Here is a 16,081-nt window from a genome sequence, read left to right as displayed (position 1 = left end):
GAACAACAAGAGAGAAAGCCTCCATGCTCGATCTTCTCAATGACCTCATCTGGAGCAAGCTGCTGATCGTGATGCTGATCGGTCTCGGCCTGTACTTCACCATCGCTTCGCGCTTCGTCCAGTTCCGCTACTTTGGCAGCATGTTCCGCATCTTCAGCGAGGCATTCCAGCGTCAGCCGGGCCAGCTCAGCTCGTTCCAGGCCTTGATGCTGTCGGTAGCTGGCCGTGTGGGCGCCGGCAACATCGCCGGTGTGTCGGTGGCGATCATGCTCGGTGGTCCGGGCGCCATCTTCTGGATGTGGGTCGTGGCCCTGGTCGGCATGGCCACCAGCTACTTCGAGTGCTCGCTGGCTCAGCTGTACAAACGTCGCGAGGCCGATGGCGGCTACCGCGGTGGCCCGGCTTTCTACATCCAGCACGGCCTTGGTCAGCGCTGGCTGGGTATCGTCGTGTCGATCCTGCTGCTGATGACCTTCGGCTTCGGCTTCAACGCCGTGCAGTCGTTCACCGTCGCCAACTCGCTGCACGACACCTTCGGCATCCCGACCCTGGCCAGTGGCATCGCCCTGACCGTGGTGATCGGCCTGATCATCTTCGGCGGCATCAAGCGCATCGCCAAGTTCGCCGACGTGCTGGTGCCGGTGATGGCGTTCTCTTACCTGGGCATGGCGCTGCTGGTGATCGGCATGAACATCAGCGAAGTTCCAGCTACCTTCGCCCTGATCTTCAAGAGCGCCTTCGGCCTCGAGCCGGCCTTCGCCGGCGGCATCGGCGCGGCCATCATCATGGGCGTCAAGCGCGGCCTGTTTTCCAACGAAGCCGGCCTGGGCAGTGCACCGAACGTGGCCGCTGTCGCCGAGGTCAAGCACCCGGCTGCGCAAGGCATCGTGCAGTCGCTCAGTGTGTTCATCGACACCCTGATCCTGTGCAGCTGCACCGCGCTGATCATCCTCCTGTCGGGCGTGTATCAGCCGGGTATGGAACAGGCTGGTGTGGTGCTGACCCAGAGCGCGGTTGCCGCCGTGGTCGGCGAGTGGGGCCGGGTGTTCGTCAGCCTGGCGCTGCTGCTGTTCGTCTTCACTACCCTGATCTACAACTACTACCTCGGCGAAAACGCCCTCGGCTTCTTCAGCCAGAAGCGTGGCCCGGTAATGATCTACCGCGTGCTGGTGGTCGGCCTGGTGCTGTGGGGTTCGGTGCAGGATCTGGGCACCGTGTTCGCCTTCGCCGATGTGACCATGGGTCTGCTAGCCATCGCCAACCTCATCGCTCTGGCGCTGCTGTTCAAAGTGGGCATGCGCCTGATGCGCGACTACGATAGCCAGATCAAGGCGGGTGTTGAGTCGCCGGTATTGGATGCCAAGCAGTTCGCTGATCTGGACCTCGACCCTGCCGTCTGGGGTAGTCAGCCAGGTGAAACCGCCGACCAGGCGGAAATCGGAGATCGCGTCTACCAGCGCTGATCTGACTCAGATGGAAGAAGGGGGCGAGGCCCCCTTTTTCTTGCCTGCCAGCTTTGGCAGCCATTGTTCGGGCAGTCGTAAGCGACGTCATGAATGTCGCGCAGGCCCGTGATTTGTGAGGAGAGCCCATGGCGACCCCAGAAAAACTCGTGGTGCTGTACACAGGCGGCACCATCGGCATGCAGATGAGCGCAGACGGCCTGGCGCCGGCCTCGGGTTTCGAGGCGCGCATGCGCACCCAACAAGCCAGCGAGAACGCCAGCGAACTGCCGCAATGGACCTTCCGCGAGCTGCTGCCGCTGATCGACAGTGCCAACATGAATACCGGCCACTGGCTGGCGCTACGCGACGAAATCATCACGGCAGTGCAGGCGGACGGCCACGACGCCGTGCTGGTGCTACACGGCACCGATACCTTGGCCTACAGCGCTGCGGCGTTGAGCTTCCTGCTGCTCGGGCTCGATGCGCCGGTGGTGCTTACCGGCGCCATGCAGCCGGCTGGTGTCGATGGTGGAGATGCCTGGCCCAACCTGTTCGGCGCCATGCGTGCGCTGTACCGTGGCGTGAAGCCGGGCGTGCACCTGTACTTCAACGGGCAGTTACTGCATGGCGCACGTTGCTCGAAGTTGCGCAGCGATGCGTTCGACGCCTTCCAGGTGCTGCCGCGTCAGCGTCAGGCCGAGCGGGCCACGGTCGATGACCGTATCGATTTCCGCCAGCCGCGTCAGGCGGTCAATCTTGCCGTGATGCCGCTGCATCCGGCGGTGCAGGCCGGGCAGCTGCAAGCTCTACTGGCCAGCGGCGTGCAGGGGCTGCTGCTGGAGTGCTACGGCAGCGGTACCGGCCCGGCTGGCGACGCGCCATTGATGAGCGTGCTGCGTGAGGCGCACCAGCGCGGTGTGGTGCTGGCGGCAATCAGCCAGTGCCCGCAAGGCCACGTGCAGTTCGGTGTGTATGCGGCCGGCAGCCGTCTGGCCGAGGTCGGCCTGGTGTCCTGTGGCGGCATGACGCGTGAGGCGGCACTGGGCAAGCTGTTTGCCCTGCTCGGCGCCGGTTTGCCGCAAACGCAGGTCGAGCACTGGCTGGCGCGCGATCTCTGTGGTGAGATGAGCGACTGATCCACCTGCCCAAACAGAGGAAGGACGATGAGTATCGACATTCGCCCTGTAATCGCTGCCGATCAAGAAGCCTGGTTGCCCCTGTGGCAGGGCTACCAGCGCTTCTACATGACCGAGATTCCAGCCGAGACCAGCGCCGTTACCTGGCAGCGTTTTCTCGACCCCGGCGAGCCTATGGGCGCTGCCCTGGCCTGGCGTGATGGGCAGGCTATTGGTTTGGTGCACTGGGTCATCCACCGCTCGACCTGGACCACCGGCGACTACTGCTACCTGCAGGATATTTTCATCGCCAAGGGCGAGCGCAGTGGCGGTGTTGGGCGCAAGTTGATCCAGCATGTGTTTGAGCAGGCGAGCGCCGCCAGCTGCTCGCGGGTGCACTGGCTGACCCATGAAACCAACAGCCAGGCCAAGCTGCTGTACGAGCGCATCGGTGAGCGCTCGGGGTTCGTGCAGTACCGCAAGCTGTTGTAGTCAGCCTCAGGGCCGCCGCGCAATGAAATCGATTTCCACCAGGGCGTGGCGTGCCAGCCCGGTGGTGCCGATACAGGTGCGAGCCGGGCGTTTGCCCTCGGGGAAGTAGCTGGCGTACACCGCGTTGAAGCGCGCGTAGTCGCCATAGAAATCGGTGAGAAACGCCCGCGCCGAGACCACGTTTTCCAGACCCAGGCCGAGCCCTTCGAGGACCACCAGCAGGTTGTCGAAGGTCTTGTGGGTTTGCGCCTCGATGCCTTCGGGCAGCGGCGCCGCTTCGTTGCCTGGGTCGATGGGCAGCTGGCCGGTGATGAACACCCAGCCATCGGCTTCGCAGGCGTGGGAGAACGGCGCGACTGGCTCGGGCGCGGCGGCGAACATGTGGTATTCAGGCAACGACATAAGTACTCCAGGGCTGATCGATGGGCACCGACACAGCACTGCGCCGGCCCCTGTGACCATACCTCAGAATACCGACCAGCCGATGCGTTCGCTGAGCAGCTCCAGCGCCTTGATCCCGGCCAGGGAGTTGCCCGCAGCATTGAGCTCCGGTGACCACACGCACACGCTGAACTGCCCCGGTACCACGGCGAGAATGCCGCCGCCGACGCCGCTCTTGCCCGGCAGCCCGACGCGGTAGGCGAAGTTGCCGGCCTCATCGTACAGCCCGCTGGTGGCCATGATGGCGTTGACCTGTTTGGTCTGGCGTGGCGATAGCACCTGTTCGCCGCTGTGCTGGCAGAAACCTTCATTGGCCAGGAAGCCGAAGGCACGCGCCAGGTCGACGCAGCTCATGCGCAGCGCGCAGCAGCTGAAGTAGCTGCGCAGCACCGCCTCGACTTCGTTGTGAAAATTGCCGAACGACTGCATCAGGTACGCAGCTGCCGCGTTGCGCGCGCGGTGCTGGTACTCCGATTCGGCGACGTGGTTGTCCACTGTGACCTCGGGGTTGCCCGACAGACGCCGGACGAAGTCGCGCATCGATAGTGCCGGTGCGGCATAGCGCGACTGGTTGATATCGCAGATCACCAGAGCGCCCGCGTTGATGAAGGGATTGCGCGGCTTGCCTCGCTCGAATTCGAGCTGCACGAGCGAGTTGAACGGCTGCCCGGACGGCTCATGGCCCAGGCGCTGCCAGATGCTCTCGCCGCTGTGGCCGATGGCCTGGACCAGGCTGAACACCTTGGAAATGCTTTGGATCGAGAAGGGCGTACGTGCATCGCCGGCGACATGTACCTGGCCGTCGTTGCCGTATACGGCGATGCCCAGTTGGTCAGGCACCACGTTGGCCAGCGCGGGAATGTAATCGGCCACCTTGCCCTGGCCGATCAGCGGGTGGACTTCATCGAGAATTTCGGTCAACAGCGCTTGCATGTTCAGGCTCGCGAGTAGGCCGGGGAGCGTCCCGGCAGGTCAGAGCTAGACGCCTGCGGGCGCTACGGAATCACAGGTAGGCGCTTGCCCTGAGCAGCGCGGCCACCTAGTCTCGGTCCTCCCCTGTCGTTGGCGTGGTTCGATGTCCACCGTTCTCAATGTACTGCTGCCGATCTTCGGTCTGATCCTGGTTGGCTTCATCTGCCGGCGAACCAATCGCTTGGGAGAGACCGCCGCATCGGAGATGAACCGCTTCGTGGTCTGGCTCGGCCTGCCTGCGTTGCTGTTCAGCCTTACGGCCAAGGCCGACTGGGCACACATCTGGCAGCCCGGTTTCCTGATCGCCTTTACCGGCGGCATGCTCGCGGTGTTTCTGGTCACGCTGGTGTATCGCTGGAAAACCACTGGCAGCCTGGTCGACGCCAGTATCGACGGGCTCAGCGCCGGTTACGCCAACACCGGCTATATCGGCATTCCGCTGTGCGTGCTGGTACTGGGCGAGGACGGCATGGCGCCGGCCTTGATCGCCTCGCTGATGGTGGTCTGTGTGCTGTTCGGCCTGGCAGTGGTGTGCATCGAGGTAGGTCTGCAGAGCAAGAAGGGGTTGGGCGGCGCCATCTTTCAGGTGGTCATGGCGCTCCTGAAAAACCCGCTGGTGGTCGCGCCATTGCTTGGTGCTGCCTGGGCGTTTGGTGGCGTGCAGATGCCCGCGGCGCTGGACGAATTTCTGCGCCTGCTCGGCGCCGCCACGGTGCCCTGTGCGCTGGTGTCGCTGGGGTTGTTCCTGGCGCAGCGGCAGAGCGGGCCGAGCGAAGGCGCCTGGCCGCTGGTGGCCTTGAAGCTGGTGCTGCAGCCGTTGGTGACCTGGTTCATTGCCTTCGTGTTGCTCGACCTGCCGCCGTTCTGGGCGCACGCCGCATTGCTGCTCAGCGCGCTGCCAACGGGCACCGGGCCGTTCATGCTCGCCGAGTACTACCAGCGCCAGGCGGCGCTGGTGTCGCGGGCGATCCTGTTCTCTACCCTCGGCTCGCTGCTGACCTTGACCCTGATCCTGCTGCTGATCACGCCTTGAGTTGCAGCTCCACGCCGAGCTGCTGCGACAGGCAGGGCCAGCGCCGCCAAGCCGAGGCGGTATCCGGCGCCGCCAGACGTTCGCGGTAGGCCTGCACCGAGGGTTGGTCGAAGCTGGCGTCATCGAGCATGCCGGCCAAGGCATGATGCACCGCTTCGTCGAGCTGGTTGGCGAAGGGCTCGCCAATCAACTGGTGGGCGATCAGGTTGGCGCGTGTGGTGTCCAGCGGGATCAGCGGCTGGCCGAGGTGCGCGATATAGCGGTCGTTGACCTCTTCCACCAGGCGATGGGCCAGATAGGCCTCGTCGAGCAGGCCTTCGAGTCCTTCGTGGCCCTCCATCAGCGCTGGTGGCTGCAGGAAGAAATGCTCGGCGATCTTCAGCACCGGTTTCACGGCGGCCTCGATTCCTGCTTCGCGCGCTACTTCGGCAGCAGCGTCGAGCACGTCCGGCACCTCCTCGATATAGGCGATGACGAAGGCGGTCAGTGCCCCAGGCGCATCCTCCTCCGGTAGGCGGATGGACGGGTGCAGGCGTTCCAGCTGAGCCTGCAGGTAGCGCGAGAGAGCCTGGCTGCCACTTTCCTGCTGACGAGCCTGGGTGATCAATTGACGAAGGGCGGCGGTGTTCATGACGGCTCCTACATTTCAGGACATGGACGTGAACCTTAGCCGGCTCCGGCAGTCGGCTAAGACGCGATTGTCATAACTTTTTCATACTTATGCGAGTTAGCTATAAATGCCTGTATCAGAACGGCTACACCCCGCGTCAGTCGGGGCGTTTAGCACAAGGCTTGCGCGCCTTCGGCGATTTTTGCGCGTACGTTGCGAGGTGAAACTCCCCGTCTATACTCGAGTTCGAAAGGCAGTACCTGATGGAACCGGACGAGCTCAGGCACGGAGAGGTTTCGGCAGTAGTCGCCAGCAGTTGAGCGCGGTACGCGGACAGTGATTCCGCCTTGTCGCTCTATGGCAGTCGATCCCTTAGCCGCAGGCTCAGCCGGCGGGATAACAAGAACAATCAAGGGGAACCCGCAATGATGCGACATCCACGAGTCTGGATGGGCCTCCTGCTGTGGCTGGCATTAGGCTCGGCGCACGCGCAGTGGACGGTCAATATGGCGCCCGGTGTAACCGACGTCAGCCGCTCCGTTTTCGATCTGCACATGACCATTTTCTGGATCTGCGTTGTGATCGGCGTGATCGTGTTCGGCGCCATGTTCTGGTCGATGATCATGCACCGCCGCTCCACTGGCCAGAAACCCGCGCATTTTCACGAAAGCACAACCGTCGAGATTCTCTGGACCGTGGTGCCATTGGCCATTCTGGTGGTGATGGCGATCCCGGCGACCAAGACGCTGATCGAGATCTACGACACCTCCGAGTCCGAGCTGGATATTCAGGTCACTGGCTACCAGTGGAAGTGGCACTACAAGTACCTGGGTCAGGATGTCGAGTTCTTCAGTAACCTGACCACGCCGCGCTCGCAGATCAATAACCGCGAAGCCAAGGGCGAACACTACCTGCTGGAAGTCGACGAGCCGCTGGTGGTGCCGGTGGGCACCAAGGTGCGCTTCCTGATCACCGCCGCCGACGTCATTCACTCCTGGTGGGTACCGGCACTGGCAGTGAAGAAAGACGCCATCCCAGGATTCATCAACGAATCCTGGACGCGCATCGAGGAGCCCGGCATCTACCGTGGTCAGTGCACCGAGCTGTGCGGCAAGGACCACGGGTTCATGCCGGTGGTGGTCGAGGCCAAGTCCAAGGAAGACTTCGATGCCTGGCTGGCCGAGCGCAAGCAGGCTGCCGCCGCTGAGCGTGAGCTGACCAGCAAGGAATGGACCATGGAAGAGCTGATGGCGCGTGGTGAGAAGGCCTACAACACCTCTTGCGCAGCCTGCCACCAGCCTACCGGTGAAGGTCTGCCACCGATGTTCCCGGCGCTCAAGGGCTCGGCCATCGCCACCGGGCCGGCCGAGGGGCATATCCACATCGTCTACCAAGGCAAGCCTGGCACCTCCATGGCCGCCTTCGGCAAGCAGCTGTCGCCGGTCGACCTGGCCGCCATCATCACCTACGAGCGCAACGCCTGGGGCAACAATGTCGGTGACATGGTCACGCCCAAGGACATTCTCGATTTCTCCAAGGCGCAGGAGTAAGGACATGAGTGCAGTGATCGACCACGGTCATACTGACCACCACCATGGCCCGGCCAAGGGCCTGATGCGCTGGGTGCTGACCACCAACCACAAGGACATCGGCACGATGTACCTGTGGTTCAGCTTCTGCATGTTTCTGCTGGGCGGCTCGATGGCCATGGTCATCCGTGCCGAGCTGTTCCAGCCGGGCCTGCAGATCGTGCAGCCGGAATTCTTCAACCAGATGACCACCATGCACGGCCTGATCATGGTCTTCGGTGCGGTGATGCCGGCCTTCGTCGGCCTCGCCAACTGGATGATCCCGCTGATGATCGGCGCGCCGGACATGGCCTTGCCACGGATGAACAACTTCAGTTTCTGGCTGCTGCCGGCGGCCTTCGGCCTGTTGGTCTCGACATTGTTCATGGAAGGCGGCGGGCCGAACTTCGGCTGGACCTTCTACGCGCCGCTGTCGACCACCTACGGGCCGGAGAGCACCACCTTCTTCATCTTCGCCGTGCACCTGATGGGCATCAGTTCGATCATGGGGGCGATCAACGTGGTCGCCACCATCCTCAACCTGCGCGCCCCCGGCATGACCCTGATGAAGATGCCGCTGTTCGTCTGGACCTGGCTGATCACCGCGTTTCTGCTGATTGCGGTGATGCCGGTACTGGCTGGCTGCGTGACCATGATGCTGATGGACATCCACTTCGGCACCAGCTTCTTCAATGCTGCTGGCGGTGGGGATCCGGTGCTGTTCCAGCACGTGTTCTGGTTCTTTGGTCACCCCGAGGTGTACATCATGATCCTGCCCGCCTTCGGCGCGGTCAGCTCGATCATCCCGGCCTTCGCGCGCAAGCCGCTGTTCGGCTACACCTCGATGGTCTACGCCACGGCGGCGATCGCCTTCCTGTCGTTCATCGTCTGGGCGCACCACATGTTCACCGTCGGCATTCCACTGACCGGCGAGCTGTTCTTCATGTACGCGACGATGCTGATTGCCGTGCCTACCGGGGTGAAGGTGTTCAACTGGGCCAGCACCATGTGGCAGGGCTCGATGACCTTCGAGGCGCCGATGTTGTTCTCGGTGGCCTTCGTCATCCTGTTCACCATCGGTGGTTTCTCCGGCTTGATGCTGGCCATCGCGCCGGCGGACTTCCAGTACCACGACACCTACTTCGTGGTGGCGCATTTCCACTACGTGCTGGTGCCTGGCGCGATCTTCGGCATCTTCGCCTCGGCCTACTACTGGCTGCCGAAGTGGACCGGCCACATGTATGACGAAACCCTGGCCAAGCTGCATTTCTGGATGAGCTTCATCGGCATGAACCTGGCGTTCTTCCCGATGCACTTCGTTGGCCTGGCTGGCATGCCGCGGCGTATCCCCGACTACAACATGATGTTCGCCAACTTCAACATGATCTCCAGTATCGGCGCGTTCATGTTCGGGGCCACTCAGCTGTTGTTCCTGTTCATCGTCATCAAGTGCATTCGCGGCGGCAAGCCGGCCCCGGCGAAACCCTGGGACGGTGCCGAAGGGCTGGAGTGGACGGTGCCTTCACCGGCGCCCTACCACACCTTCAGCACGCCGCCGGAAGTGAAATAGGAGGTCTGCCGTGAGCGAGGTCATCGCGACTCGTCGCCTGGTTACCCGTCTGCTGATCGTAGTGGTGGTGATGTTCTGCTTCGGCATCTTCGTCCTGCCGCCGTTCTACGACGCCATGTGCCGGGTCTTCGGCATCAACGGCAAGACGGCAGGGGCCTACCAGGGCGAGCAAATGGTGGATGAGCAGCGCCAGGTGCGCGTGCAGTTTCTCGCCACCAACGCCGCCGGCATGGTCTGGGAGTTCGGGCCCCAGGCCGACGAGATCCTGGTTCACCCGGGTGAGGCGCGCGACATGCTGTTCGTCGCCTATAACCCCAGCGACAAGCCGATGAGCGCGCAGGCGATACCCAGCGTATCGCCTTCTAAGGCGGCGGCCTTCTTTCACAAGACCGAGTGTTTCTGCTTTACCCAGCAGGTGTTGCAACCGGGCGAGCGCATCGAAATGCCGGTGCGCTTCATCGTCGACCGCGACCTGCCGCAGGACGTGAAGCACCTGACCTTGGGCTACACCCTGTTCGATATCACCGCGCGCAAACCGCCAGTGGCACAGGCTCCATAAGGAGAACAACAATGTCGAGTCACGAAAGTCACGAGAATTATTACGTACCGGCGCAGAGCAAGTGGCCCATCGTCGCCACCATCGGCCTGCTGGTCAGCTTCTACGGTGTTGGCACCTGGTTCAACGATCTGTCGGCGGGGCGTGAAGGCTCCAACGGGCCGATGATCTTCTTCTTCGGCGGGCTGATCCTGGCCTGGATGCTGTTCGGCTGGTTTGGCAACGTCATCAAGGAAAGCCGCAGTGGTCTGTACAGCGCGCAGATGGACCGTTCCTTTCGCTGGGGCATGAGTTGGTTCATCTTCTCCGAGGTGATGTTCTTTGTCGCCTTCTTCGGCGCCCTGTTCTACATCCGCATGTGGGCCGGCCCCTGGCTCGGCGGCGAAGGTGACAAGGGCGTGGCCAACATGCTCTGGGAAGGCTTCGAATACAGCTGGCCGATGTTGCAGAACCCCGATTCCAAGCTGTTCCCGCCACCGAGCGGGGTGATCGACCCCTGGCATCTGCCGCTGGTCAACACCATCTTGCTGGTGTCCTCCAGCGTCACCATCACCTTCGCCCATCATGCCCTGAAGAAGAACCACCGCGGCCCGCTCAAGGCCTGGCTGGCGGCGACCATCGTGCTGGCCCTGGCATTCCTGTTCTTTCAGGTCGAGGAGTACATCGAGGCCTACACCGAGCTTGGGCTGACGCTTGGCTCAGGCATCTACGGCGCCACCTTCTTCATGCTCACCGGCTTTCACGGTGCGCATGTGACGCTCGGTACCATCATCCTGATCGTGATGCTGGTGCGCATCATGCGTGGGCACTTCGACGCCGATCAGCACTTCGGCTTTGAGGCCGCCTCCTGGTATTGGCACTTCGTCGATGTGGTCTGGCTCGGCCTGTTCATCTTCGTCTACGTACTGTAGCGGGGGCTACCAGGTAACGTGAGAGACCAGTTGCCCTGAGTAGAAGCCCCAGGCGATCAGGGCAACGGTAATAGCGGTCAGGCCGACACGGACAGTCAGCGCGCCGACCACGCGGGAACCATGGCCTTCGTCCTTGACCAGGAAGAACAGGCCGCTGAACAGACTGGCGATGGTTGCCAGCAGCATGAGGACGATCGCGGCCTTGAGCATGTGAGACTCCGGGGGATTGACGTGATGCATTGCAGTATAGCCAGCAACCCAGACCGTATCGGCAGGGCACAATGAGCGCCTTCCGTCCCGGTTGGTTGCCCAGCGTGCTGGTTGCCCTGCTGCTGCCGGGCTTGCTCTGGCTGGGTTTCTGGCAACTGCAGCGTGGCGAAGAGAAACGCCAGCTGTTGGCCAGCTTCGAGGCACGGCGTCAGGCCGAGCCGATCAGTCTCGAGCAGCTTGAGCCCATGCGTGATCCTGCCTACCGCCGCGTTCAACTGCGTGGGCACTTCGATACCGAGCACAGCCTGCTGCTCGATAGCCGTATCCGTGATGGCCATGCCGGTGTCGAGTTGTTGCAGCCTTTTTACGATCACTCCAGCGGTCTCTGGGTGTTGCTCAATCGCGGCTGGCTGCCCTGGCCGGATCGGCGTACAGCGCCGCCTTTCGATAGCCCTGACGGTGTACTGCAACTCACTGCCTGGGTCTATGTCGCGCCCTCTGGTGGTTTCAATCTGCGCTCCGGTGCGGCGACCGAAGGCTGGCCGCGACTGATCACGCAGGTCGAGGCCGACAGTCTCTGGCGCCAGCTGGGTCGTGGCGGTCTGCCTTTCGAGGTGCGTCTGGAGCCCGGGCCGGCCAGTTATCGCGTCGACTGGCCAATCGTGGCCATGAGCCCCAGCAAACATCTTGGCTATGCGGTGCAGTGGTTCTCTCTGGCTGCCGCGCTGTTTGGTCTGTTCATTTATCTCGGAATTCACAATGCACGGGAGCATCGTCATGAACCCAGCCATCGCCATGCCTGAGGCGCCGCGCAAGGGGCGTGGTCGCCTGCAGTTGTTGTTGATCCTGGCCATCGCCATCGGCCCGATGTTCCTGGCCAGCGCCATGTACCAGTGGCGCTTCTGGGTGCCAGAGACGCGCAGCTACCACGGTGTGCTGATCGGCGATGGGCGCACCCTTGCCGATCTAGGCGTACAGGGCGAGGTGGAGCCGCTGTGGCAGATTCTGGTGACAGCACCGGGCGCCTGTGAGGCCGACTGTCAGCAGCTGGTTTACCTGGCTCGGCAGATCCAGATTGGCCTCAATCGCGAGACTGCCCGCGCGAGTCACGGCCTGGCGCTGGCCGAACCACTGCCGGCCGAGTACGACGCCACGCTCAAGCGCGAATACCCGCAACTTGGACGCTATCAACTGGATCTGCAGGCCTACGACAAGGCCGCCGAGGCGGTTCAGGGTGCACAGCTGTGGCTGGTCGACCCACACGGCAATCTGGTGCTGCGCTATCCGGCCGGCAGCAAGGGCAAGGCCATTCTCGATGATCTGCGCTACCTGCTGAAAATTTCCCTGATCGGTTGACGCCACGCTCTGTCCATATCGACAGAGCGTAAGGCCCAGTGCCCAAGGAGTAGACATGCACAAGCCCGGTTACCGTCTAGCGTTGTTCGCGACCCTCCTGACCGTGGTGGTGGTGCTGCTAGGTGCCTACACCCGACTGACCCATGCCGGTCTGGGTTGCCCGGATTGGCCAGGTTGCTACGGGTTTCTCGGCGTGCCGATGAGCGAGCACAAGCAGGCCATCGCCGAAGCGCGTTTTCCCGAGGCACCGGTAGAGGTTGCCAAGGGCTGGTACGAGATGATCCATCGCTACTTTGCCGGCGCACTGGGGTTGGTGATTCTCGCCATTGCTGCCCTGTCCGTGCGCCGCCGTGCGGAGCCAACTCAGCCGCTCAAGTTGCCGCTGGCGATTCTGGCGCTGGTGATTCTGCAGGGCGCCTTCGGCATGTGGACGGTTACCCTGCAGCTATGGCCGCAGGTAGTCACCGCTCACCTGCTCGGCGGTTTCGCCACGCTCAGTCTGTTGACCTTGCTCACCTTGCGCCTGTCTGGACGATTTGCCCCGCTGCAGTTGCCGGGGCGCCTGCGGACATTGGCGGCGGCATGCCTGCTGCTGGTGATCGGGCAGATCACCCTCGGGGGCTGGGTCAGTTCCAACTACGCCGCTGTCGCCTGCGTCGACCTGCCCACCTGTCACGGCGAGTGGTGGCCGGCTATGGATTTCGGCAAGGGCTTTCACCTGACTCAGCACATCGGCCCCAACTACTTGGGCGGGCAGCTCGACAGTGACGCGCGCACCGCTATTCACATGAGCCACCGCATCGGAGCGCTGCTGGTAACGCTGGCGCTGTTGGCTCTGGCCTGGCAGTTGCGCATTGCCAAGCTGCCGCGCCTGGCCGGTCTGCTGCTGCTGGCGCTGGCTGTGCAGGTTGGCCTGGGTATCAGCAACGTGATCTTCCATCTACCGCTGCTGGTGGCGGTGGCGCACAACGCTGGTGGCGCTGCTCTGCTGCTGGTGATGGTGCTGATCAACTATCGCCTGAGGGCTGTTTCTGCGGCGGCTCGTGAAGCATCTGATCTGGCGGGCAGGCGCACGACTCTGGTTTCCAACGGTCTGGTTCAAGGCCGGTAAATAACGAATCAAGGAGCAATGCCATGGCGACAATGCTGCGAGCTCACTCCGAACACGCCACCTGGCGCGATTATCTGGAGCTGACCAAACCGCGGGTGGTGATGCTGATGCTGATCACCTCGCTGGTCGGCATGTTCCTCGCTACCCGTGCCGGTGTGCCCTGGACCGTGCTGCTGTTCGGCAACCTCGGCATCGGCCTGTGTGCCGGCGCGGCAGCTGCAGTCAACCATGTGGTAGATCGGCGCATCGACTCGATCATGGCGCGCACACACAAGCGTCCGGTCACCGCCGGGCGTGTCTCGCCGGTGGCGGCGCTGACCTTCGCCCTGCTGCTGGCCATCGCCGGCATGAGCCTGCTGATGGTCTTCACCAATGAGTTGGCTGCCTGGCTGACCCTGGCCTCGTTGCTCGGTTATGCGGTGATCTACACCGGTTTTCTCAAGCGCGCCACGCCGCAGAACATCGTGATCGGCGGCCTGGCGGGTGCTGCCCCACCGTTGCTGGGTTGGGTCGCCGTTACCGGCCACCTCAGTGCCGAGCCGCTGCTGCTGGTGCTGATCATTTTCGCCTGGACGCCGCCGCACTTCTGGGCCCTGGCTATCCACCGCAAGGCCGAATACGCCAAGGCCGACATTCCCATGCTGCCGGTGACCCACGGTGAGCACTACACCAAGGTGCATATCCTGCTCTACACCCTGGTGATGTTCGCGGTGACCCTGCTGCCCTACGCCATTCACATGAGCGGGCCGTTGTACCTGGTTTGCGCCGTGCTACTGGGCGGCCGCTTCCTGCACTGGGCCTGGGTGCTGTACCGTGACAGCAAACCGCACGCCGCGATCAACACCTTCAAGTACAGTATCTGGTACCTGTTCCTGCTGTTCATCGCGCTGCTCGCGGATCACTACCTGCTGCTGAATATCTAAGGCTTTTCATGACGCGTACCCATACCACCGTTTTCGTTCTTGTCGCAATCGTGGCCCTGGTGCTGGGGCTTACCGTCAACAAGGTGCTCAGCAGCAAAAGCCAGGGCGACCCGGCGGCGCTGCTCGACGCAGGTATCGTCCTGCTGCCGCAGAACCGGAGCCTGCCGTCGCTGAGCCTGATCGATCAGGAGGGCAAGGAAGTCGCGGTTGATCAGCTCAAGGGTGACTGGAAGCTGCTTTTTTTCGGCTACACCTTCTGCCCGGACATCTGCCCGGCCACCCTCGCTCAGCTGCGCCAATTACAGACCCAGCTGCCCGAAGAAACCCGCGCACGGCTGAGTGTGGTGATGGTCAGCGTCGACCCACATCGTGATACGCCGGAGCAGTTGAGCAAGTACCTGGGCTTCTTCAATGCGGGCTTCAAGGGCCTGACCGGCGAAGAGGAAACCCTGCAGAAATTCGCCAACTCGGTAAGCATCCCCTACATCCCGGCTGACACCAGCAAGGAAAACTACACCGTCGATCACAGCGGCAATCTGGTGATCATCGGCCCGGATGGCACCCAGCGCGGCTTCATCCGTGCGCCGATCAACAACGCCAAGCTGGCCGAGCAGTTGCCGGGCCTGGTTTCGGGTAGCTGATCGGCTTGGGTGTGCCTACGAACCACCACCATCAAGGCTGTATGGCACAGAGTTTCCCGGATTTCATCCGGGCTACGGCCCTGAGTTTGGGCTTGTAGGGTGCGCCGCGAGCACCGGCGGGCGCTCAACGGTATTGGTGCGCACGGCGCACCCTACGGGGCGTGTCCTAAAGTGCGAACGGCAGGGGCAGGTTGACCTGCTGACGTTGTGCCAAGCGCCGTTGGAATTCGGCAGGATCATGAATCAGCACTTCCTGCCCGGCGAACGACTCGGCGGCGATCAGACGTGACAGCCAGAAACGCACGCAGGCCACGCGCAGCATGGCTGGCCACAGCTCTGCTTCGGCAGCGCTGAACGGGCGTAGAGCCGCATAGGCGCCGAGTAGCGCACGGGCGCGAGCGCCATCTAGGCTGCCGTCTTCGTTCGAGCACCAATCGTTGAGAGTGATGGCCAGGTCGTAGAGCATCGGCCCCGAGCAGGCGTTGTAGAAGTCGATCACCCCTGCGAGGTGGTTGCCGTCGAACAGCACGTTGTCGCGGAACAGGTCGGCATGCAGGTTCGCCCGCGGCAAAGCGAGGATGCGCGGCTTCAGTTCGGCGATCTCGGCCAGTGCATCACGTAGTAGCGGCAACGCCTGTTCATCAAGCTTCAGCGCCTGGCTCGGACCTTCGGCGAGCATCCAATCCAGCCCGCGGTCGCTGCGACGTTCCACCGGCTGTTCGCGAGTGGCCAGGTGAATGCGCGCCAGCAGGCTACCCACTTCCTGGCAGTGATGGGCGTTGGCATCGCGCACATGCTTGCCTGACAGCCGGGGCTGCAATAGCGCCGGTTTCTCGGCCAGGGTGCGCAATGCCTCGTCGTCCTGCGTGCGTAGGGCGTAGGGCACCGGCAGGCCGGCGTCGTGCAGCACGTCGAGCAATTCGATGAAGAACGGTAGGTCGGCCACCGGGCCGCGTTCGACCAGGGTCAGGACATATTCGCCCTGCTCCAGGCTGACGAAGAAGTTGCTGTTTTCGCTGCCCGCAGCAATGCCCTGGAAGTCACGCAACCGGCCAAGCCCATAGGGAGCCAGGAAGACTTCGAGCTCATGACGCTCCAGGGGGGTGAATACCGACATATCAGACCTT

18 protein-coding genes are annotated in these 16,081 nt (G+C 62.8%); 13 read left to right on the top strand and 5 right to left on the bottom strand.

What is annotated here, in order from left to right; translation table 11 throughout:
* Positions 1-23: 23 nt before the first annotated feature.
* The 3 genes from RTH74_RS14540 (at position 24) to RTH74_RS14530 (ending at position 3,052) form a co-directional block, all read left to right on the top strand.
* The gene (locus tag RTH74_RS14540) at positions 24-1,463 is read left to right on the top strand and encodes an alanine/glycine:cation symporter family protein (protein WP_099524941.1); all 1,440 of its coding nucleotides are present in this window, start codon (positions 24-26) and stop codon (positions 1,461-1,463) included.
* A 128-nt stretch (positions 1,464-1,591) separates the two neighbouring features.
* Positions 1,592-2,581, top strand: a complete 990-nt coding sequence (locus tag RTH74_RS14535) for an asparaginase (RefSeq protein WP_316915110.1) — start codon at positions 1,592-1,594, stop codon at positions 2,579-2,581.
* A gap of 27 nt (positions 2,582-2,608) precedes the next feature.
* Positions 2,609-3,052, top strand: coding sequence for a GNAT family N-acetyltransferase (locus tag RTH74_RS14530; RefSeq protein WP_316915109.1), 444 nt, complete (start codon positions 2,609-2,611; stop codon positions 3,050-3,052).
* 6 nt (positions 3,053-3,058) lie between these two features.
* On the opposite strand, the gene RTH74_RS14525 is transcribed toward RTH74_RS14530, so the two are convergent.
* Together RTH74_RS14525 and glsB are read right to left on the bottom strand one after the other, a co-directional pair.
* Entirely contained in the window at positions 3,059-3,454 is a 396-nt protein-coding gene (locus tag RTH74_RS14525) for a RidA family protein (RefSeq protein ID WP_099524938.1), read from the bottom strand.
* Between the two features lie 63 nt (positions 3,455-3,517).
* The gene (gene glsB, locus RTH74_RS14520) at positions 3,518-4,426 is read right to left on the bottom strand and encodes a glutaminase B (RefSeq protein WP_316915108.1); all 909 of its coding nucleotides are present in this window, start codon (positions 4,424-4,426) and stop codon (positions 3,518-3,520) included.
* A 142-nt stretch (positions 4,427-4,568) separates the two neighbouring features.
* On the opposite strand from glsB, the gene RTH74_RS14515 reads away from it, so the two are divergent.
* Complete coding sequence (locus RTH74_RS14515; RefSeq protein ID WP_099524936.1) at positions 4,569-5,498, top strand: AEC family transporter; 930 nt, start codon at positions 4,569-4,571, stop codon at positions 5,496-5,498.
* On the opposite strand, the gene RTH74_RS14510 is transcribed toward RTH74_RS14515, so the two are convergent.
* The gene (locus RTH74_RS14510; protein WP_316915107.1) at positions 5,488-6,129 is read right to left on the bottom strand and encodes a hypothetical protein; all 642 of its coding nucleotides are present in this window, start codon (positions 6,127-6,129) and stop codon (positions 5,488-5,490) included. The two genes, RTH74_RS14515 and RTH74_RS14510, sit on opposite strands and share 11 nt — an antisense overlap.
* Before the next feature lie 404 nt (positions 6,130-6,533).
* On the opposite strand from RTH74_RS14510, the gene coxB reads away from it, so the two are divergent.
* Genes coxB through RTH74_RS14490 form a run of 4 tightly spaced genes read left to right on the top strand, consistent with a single transcriptional unit; the run spans position 6,534 to position 10,713 of the window.
* Positions 6,534-7,658: a cytochrome c oxidase subunit II gene (gene coxB / locus RTH74_RS14505; protein WP_026088514.1), complete on the top strand. Its 1,125-nt coding sequence runs from the start codon at positions 6,534-6,536 to the stop codon at positions 7,656-7,658.
* A 4-nt stretch (positions 7,659-7,662) separates the two neighbouring features.
* Positions 7,663-9,246: a cytochrome c oxidase subunit I gene (gene ctaD / locus RTH74_RS14500; protein ID WP_017676406.1), complete on the top strand. Its 1,584-nt coding sequence runs from the start codon at positions 7,663-7,665 to the stop codon at positions 9,244-9,246.
* A 10-nt stretch (positions 9,247-9,256) separates the two neighbouring features.
* Complete coding sequence (locus tag RTH74_RS14495) at positions 9,257-9,805, top strand: cytochrome c oxidase assembly protein (protein ID WP_099524935.1); 549 nt, start codon at positions 9,257-9,259, stop codon at positions 9,803-9,805.
* Between the two features lie 11 nt (positions 9,806-9,816).
* Positions 9,817-10,713 carry a cytochrome c oxidase subunit 3 gene (locus RTH74_RS14490; protein ID WP_316915106.1) on the top strand — a complete coding sequence of 299 codons (897 nt, stop codon included), beginning with the start codon at positions 9,817-9,819 and terminating at the stop codon, positions 10,711-10,713.
* Between the two features lie 6 nt (positions 10,714-10,719).
* Here the strand turns inward: RTH74_RS14490 and RTH74_RS14485 are convergent, their stop codons facing one another.
* Positions 10,720-10,923, bottom strand: a complete 204-nt coding sequence (locus RTH74_RS14485; RefSeq protein ID WP_017676409.1) for a twin transmembrane helix small protein — start codon at positions 10,921-10,923, stop codon at positions 10,720-10,722.
* 71 nt (positions 10,924-10,994) lie between these two features.
* Here RTH74_RS14485 and RTH74_RS14480 point away from each other — a divergent pair, with 71 nt between their 5' ends.
* From RTH74_RS14480 to RTH74_RS14460, 5 genes are read left to right on the top strand one after another with little or no spacing between them, the layout of a single operon-like run.
* Complete coding sequence (locus RTH74_RS14480; protein ID WP_316915105.1) at positions 10,995-11,726, top strand: SURF1 family protein; 732 nt, start codon at positions 10,995-10,997, stop codon at positions 11,724-11,726.
* Positions 11,701-12,279: a hypothetical protein gene (locus RTH74_RS14475; RefSeq protein ID WP_316915104.1), complete on the top strand. Its 579-nt coding sequence runs from the start codon at positions 11,701-11,703 to the stop codon at positions 12,277-12,279. The genes RTH74_RS14480 and RTH74_RS14475 overlap by 26 nt, the downstream gene beginning before the upstream one ends.
* A 55-nt stretch (positions 12,280-12,334) precedes the next feature.
* Positions 12,335-13,390 carry a COX15/CtaA family protein gene (locus tag RTH74_RS14470; RefSeq protein WP_316915103.1) on the top strand — a complete coding sequence of 352 codons (1,056 nt, stop codon included), beginning with the start codon at positions 12,335-12,337 and terminating at the stop codon, positions 13,388-13,390.
* Between the two features lie 23 nt (positions 13,391-13,413).
* Positions 13,414-14,313 carry a heme o synthase gene (gene cyoE, locus RTH74_RS14465; protein ID WP_017676413.1) on the top strand — a complete coding sequence of 300 codons (900 nt, stop codon included), beginning with the start codon at positions 13,414-13,416 and terminating at the stop codon, positions 14,311-14,313.
* Between the two features lie 8 nt (positions 14,314-14,321).
* A complete protein-coding gene (locus tag RTH74_RS14460) occupies positions 14,322-14,954 on the top strand; it encodes an SCO family protein (protein ID WP_055986028.1) in 633 nt (210 codons plus the stop codon).
* 166 nt (positions 14,955-15,120) lie between these two features.
* Here RTH74_RS14460 and RTH74_RS14455 read toward each other — a convergent pair whose 3' ends face one another.
* Positions 15,121-16,071, bottom strand: a complete 951-nt coding sequence (locus RTH74_RS14455; protein WP_017676415.1) for a homoserine kinase — start codon at positions 16,069-16,071, stop codon at positions 15,121-15,123.
* Positions 16,072-16,081: the final 10 nt, after the last annotated feature.

Source organism: Pseudomonas sp. zfem001 (genome assembly GCF_032621725.1).
Classification (GTDB): Bacteria; Pseudomonadota; Gammaproteobacteria; order Pseudomonadales; family Pseudomonadaceae; genus Aquipseudomonas; species Aquipseudomonas sediminis.
This window is presented reverse-complemented; position numbering and strand designations above follow the sequence as displayed.

What these genes read in the sequence shown, in the direction of transcription:
- RTH74_RS14540 (WP_099524941.1), top strand. Translation starts at nt 24, where the DNA reads ATGCTCGATCTTCTCAATGACCTCATCTGGAGCAAGCTGCTGATCGTG.
- RTH74_RS14535 (WP_316915110.1), top strand. Translation starts at nt 1,592, where the DNA reads ATGGCGACCCCAGAAAAACTCGTGGTGCTGTACACAGGCGGCACCATC.
- RTH74_RS14530 (WP_316915109.1), top strand. Translation starts at nt 2,609, where the DNA reads ATGAGTATCGACATTCGCCCTGTAATCGCTGCCGATCAAGAAGCCTGG.
- RTH74_RS14525 (WP_099524938.1), bottom strand. Translation starts at nt 3,454, where the DNA reads ATGTCGTTGCCTGAATACCACATGTTCGCCGCCGCGCCCGAGCCAGTC.
- glsB (WP_316915108.1), bottom strand. Translation starts at nt 4,426, where the DNA reads ATGCAAGCGCTGTTGACCGAAATTCTCGATGAAGTCCACCCGCTGATC.
- RTH74_RS14515 (WP_099524936.1), top strand. Translation starts at nt 4,569, where the DNA reads ATGTCCACCGTTCTCAATGTACTGCTGCCGATCTTCGGTCTGATCCTG.
- RTH74_RS14510 (WP_316915107.1), bottom strand. Translation starts at nt 6,129, where the DNA reads ATGAACACCGCCGCCCTTCGTCAATTGATCACCCAGGCTCGTCAGCAG.
- coxB (WP_026088514.1), top strand. Translation starts at nt 6,534, where the DNA reads ATGATGCGACATCCACGAGTCTGGATGGGCCTCCTGCTGTGGCTGGCA.
- ctaD (WP_017676406.1), top strand. Translation starts at nt 7,663, where the DNA reads ATGAGTGCAGTGATCGACCACGGTCATACTGACCACCACCATGGCCCG.
- RTH74_RS14490 (WP_316915106.1), top strand. Translation starts at nt 9,817, where the DNA reads ATGTCGAGTCACGAAAGTCACGAGAATTATTACGTACCGGCGCAGAGC.
- RTH74_RS14485 (WP_017676409.1), bottom strand. Translation starts at nt 10,923, where the DNA reads ATGCTCAAGGCCGCGATCGTCCTCATGCTGCTGGCAACCATCGCCAGT.
- RTH74_RS14480 (WP_316915105.1), top strand. Translation starts at nt 10,995, where the DNA reads ATGAGCGCCTTCCGTCCCGGTTGGTTGCCCAGCGTGCTGGTTGCCCTG.
- RTH74_RS14475 (WP_316915104.1), top strand. Translation starts at nt 11,701, where the DNA reads ATGAACCCAGCCATCGCCATGCCTGAGGCGCCGCGCAAGGGGCGTGGT.
- RTH74_RS14470 (WP_316915103.1), top strand. Translation starts at nt 12,335, where the DNA reads ATGCACAAGCCCGGTTACCGTCTAGCGTTGTTCGCGACCCTCCTGACC.
- cyoE (WP_017676413.1), top strand. Translation starts at nt 13,414, where the DNA reads ATGGCGACAATGCTGCGAGCTCACTCCGAACACGCCACCTGGCGCGAT.
- RTH74_RS14460 (WP_055986028.1), top strand. Translation starts at nt 14,322, where the DNA reads ATGACGCGTACCCATACCACCGTTTTCGTTCTTGTCGCAATCGTGGCC.
- RTH74_RS14455 (WP_017676415.1), bottom strand. Translation starts at nt 16,071, where the DNA reads ATGTCGGTATTCACCCCCCTGGAGCGTCATGAGCTCGAAGTCTTCCTG.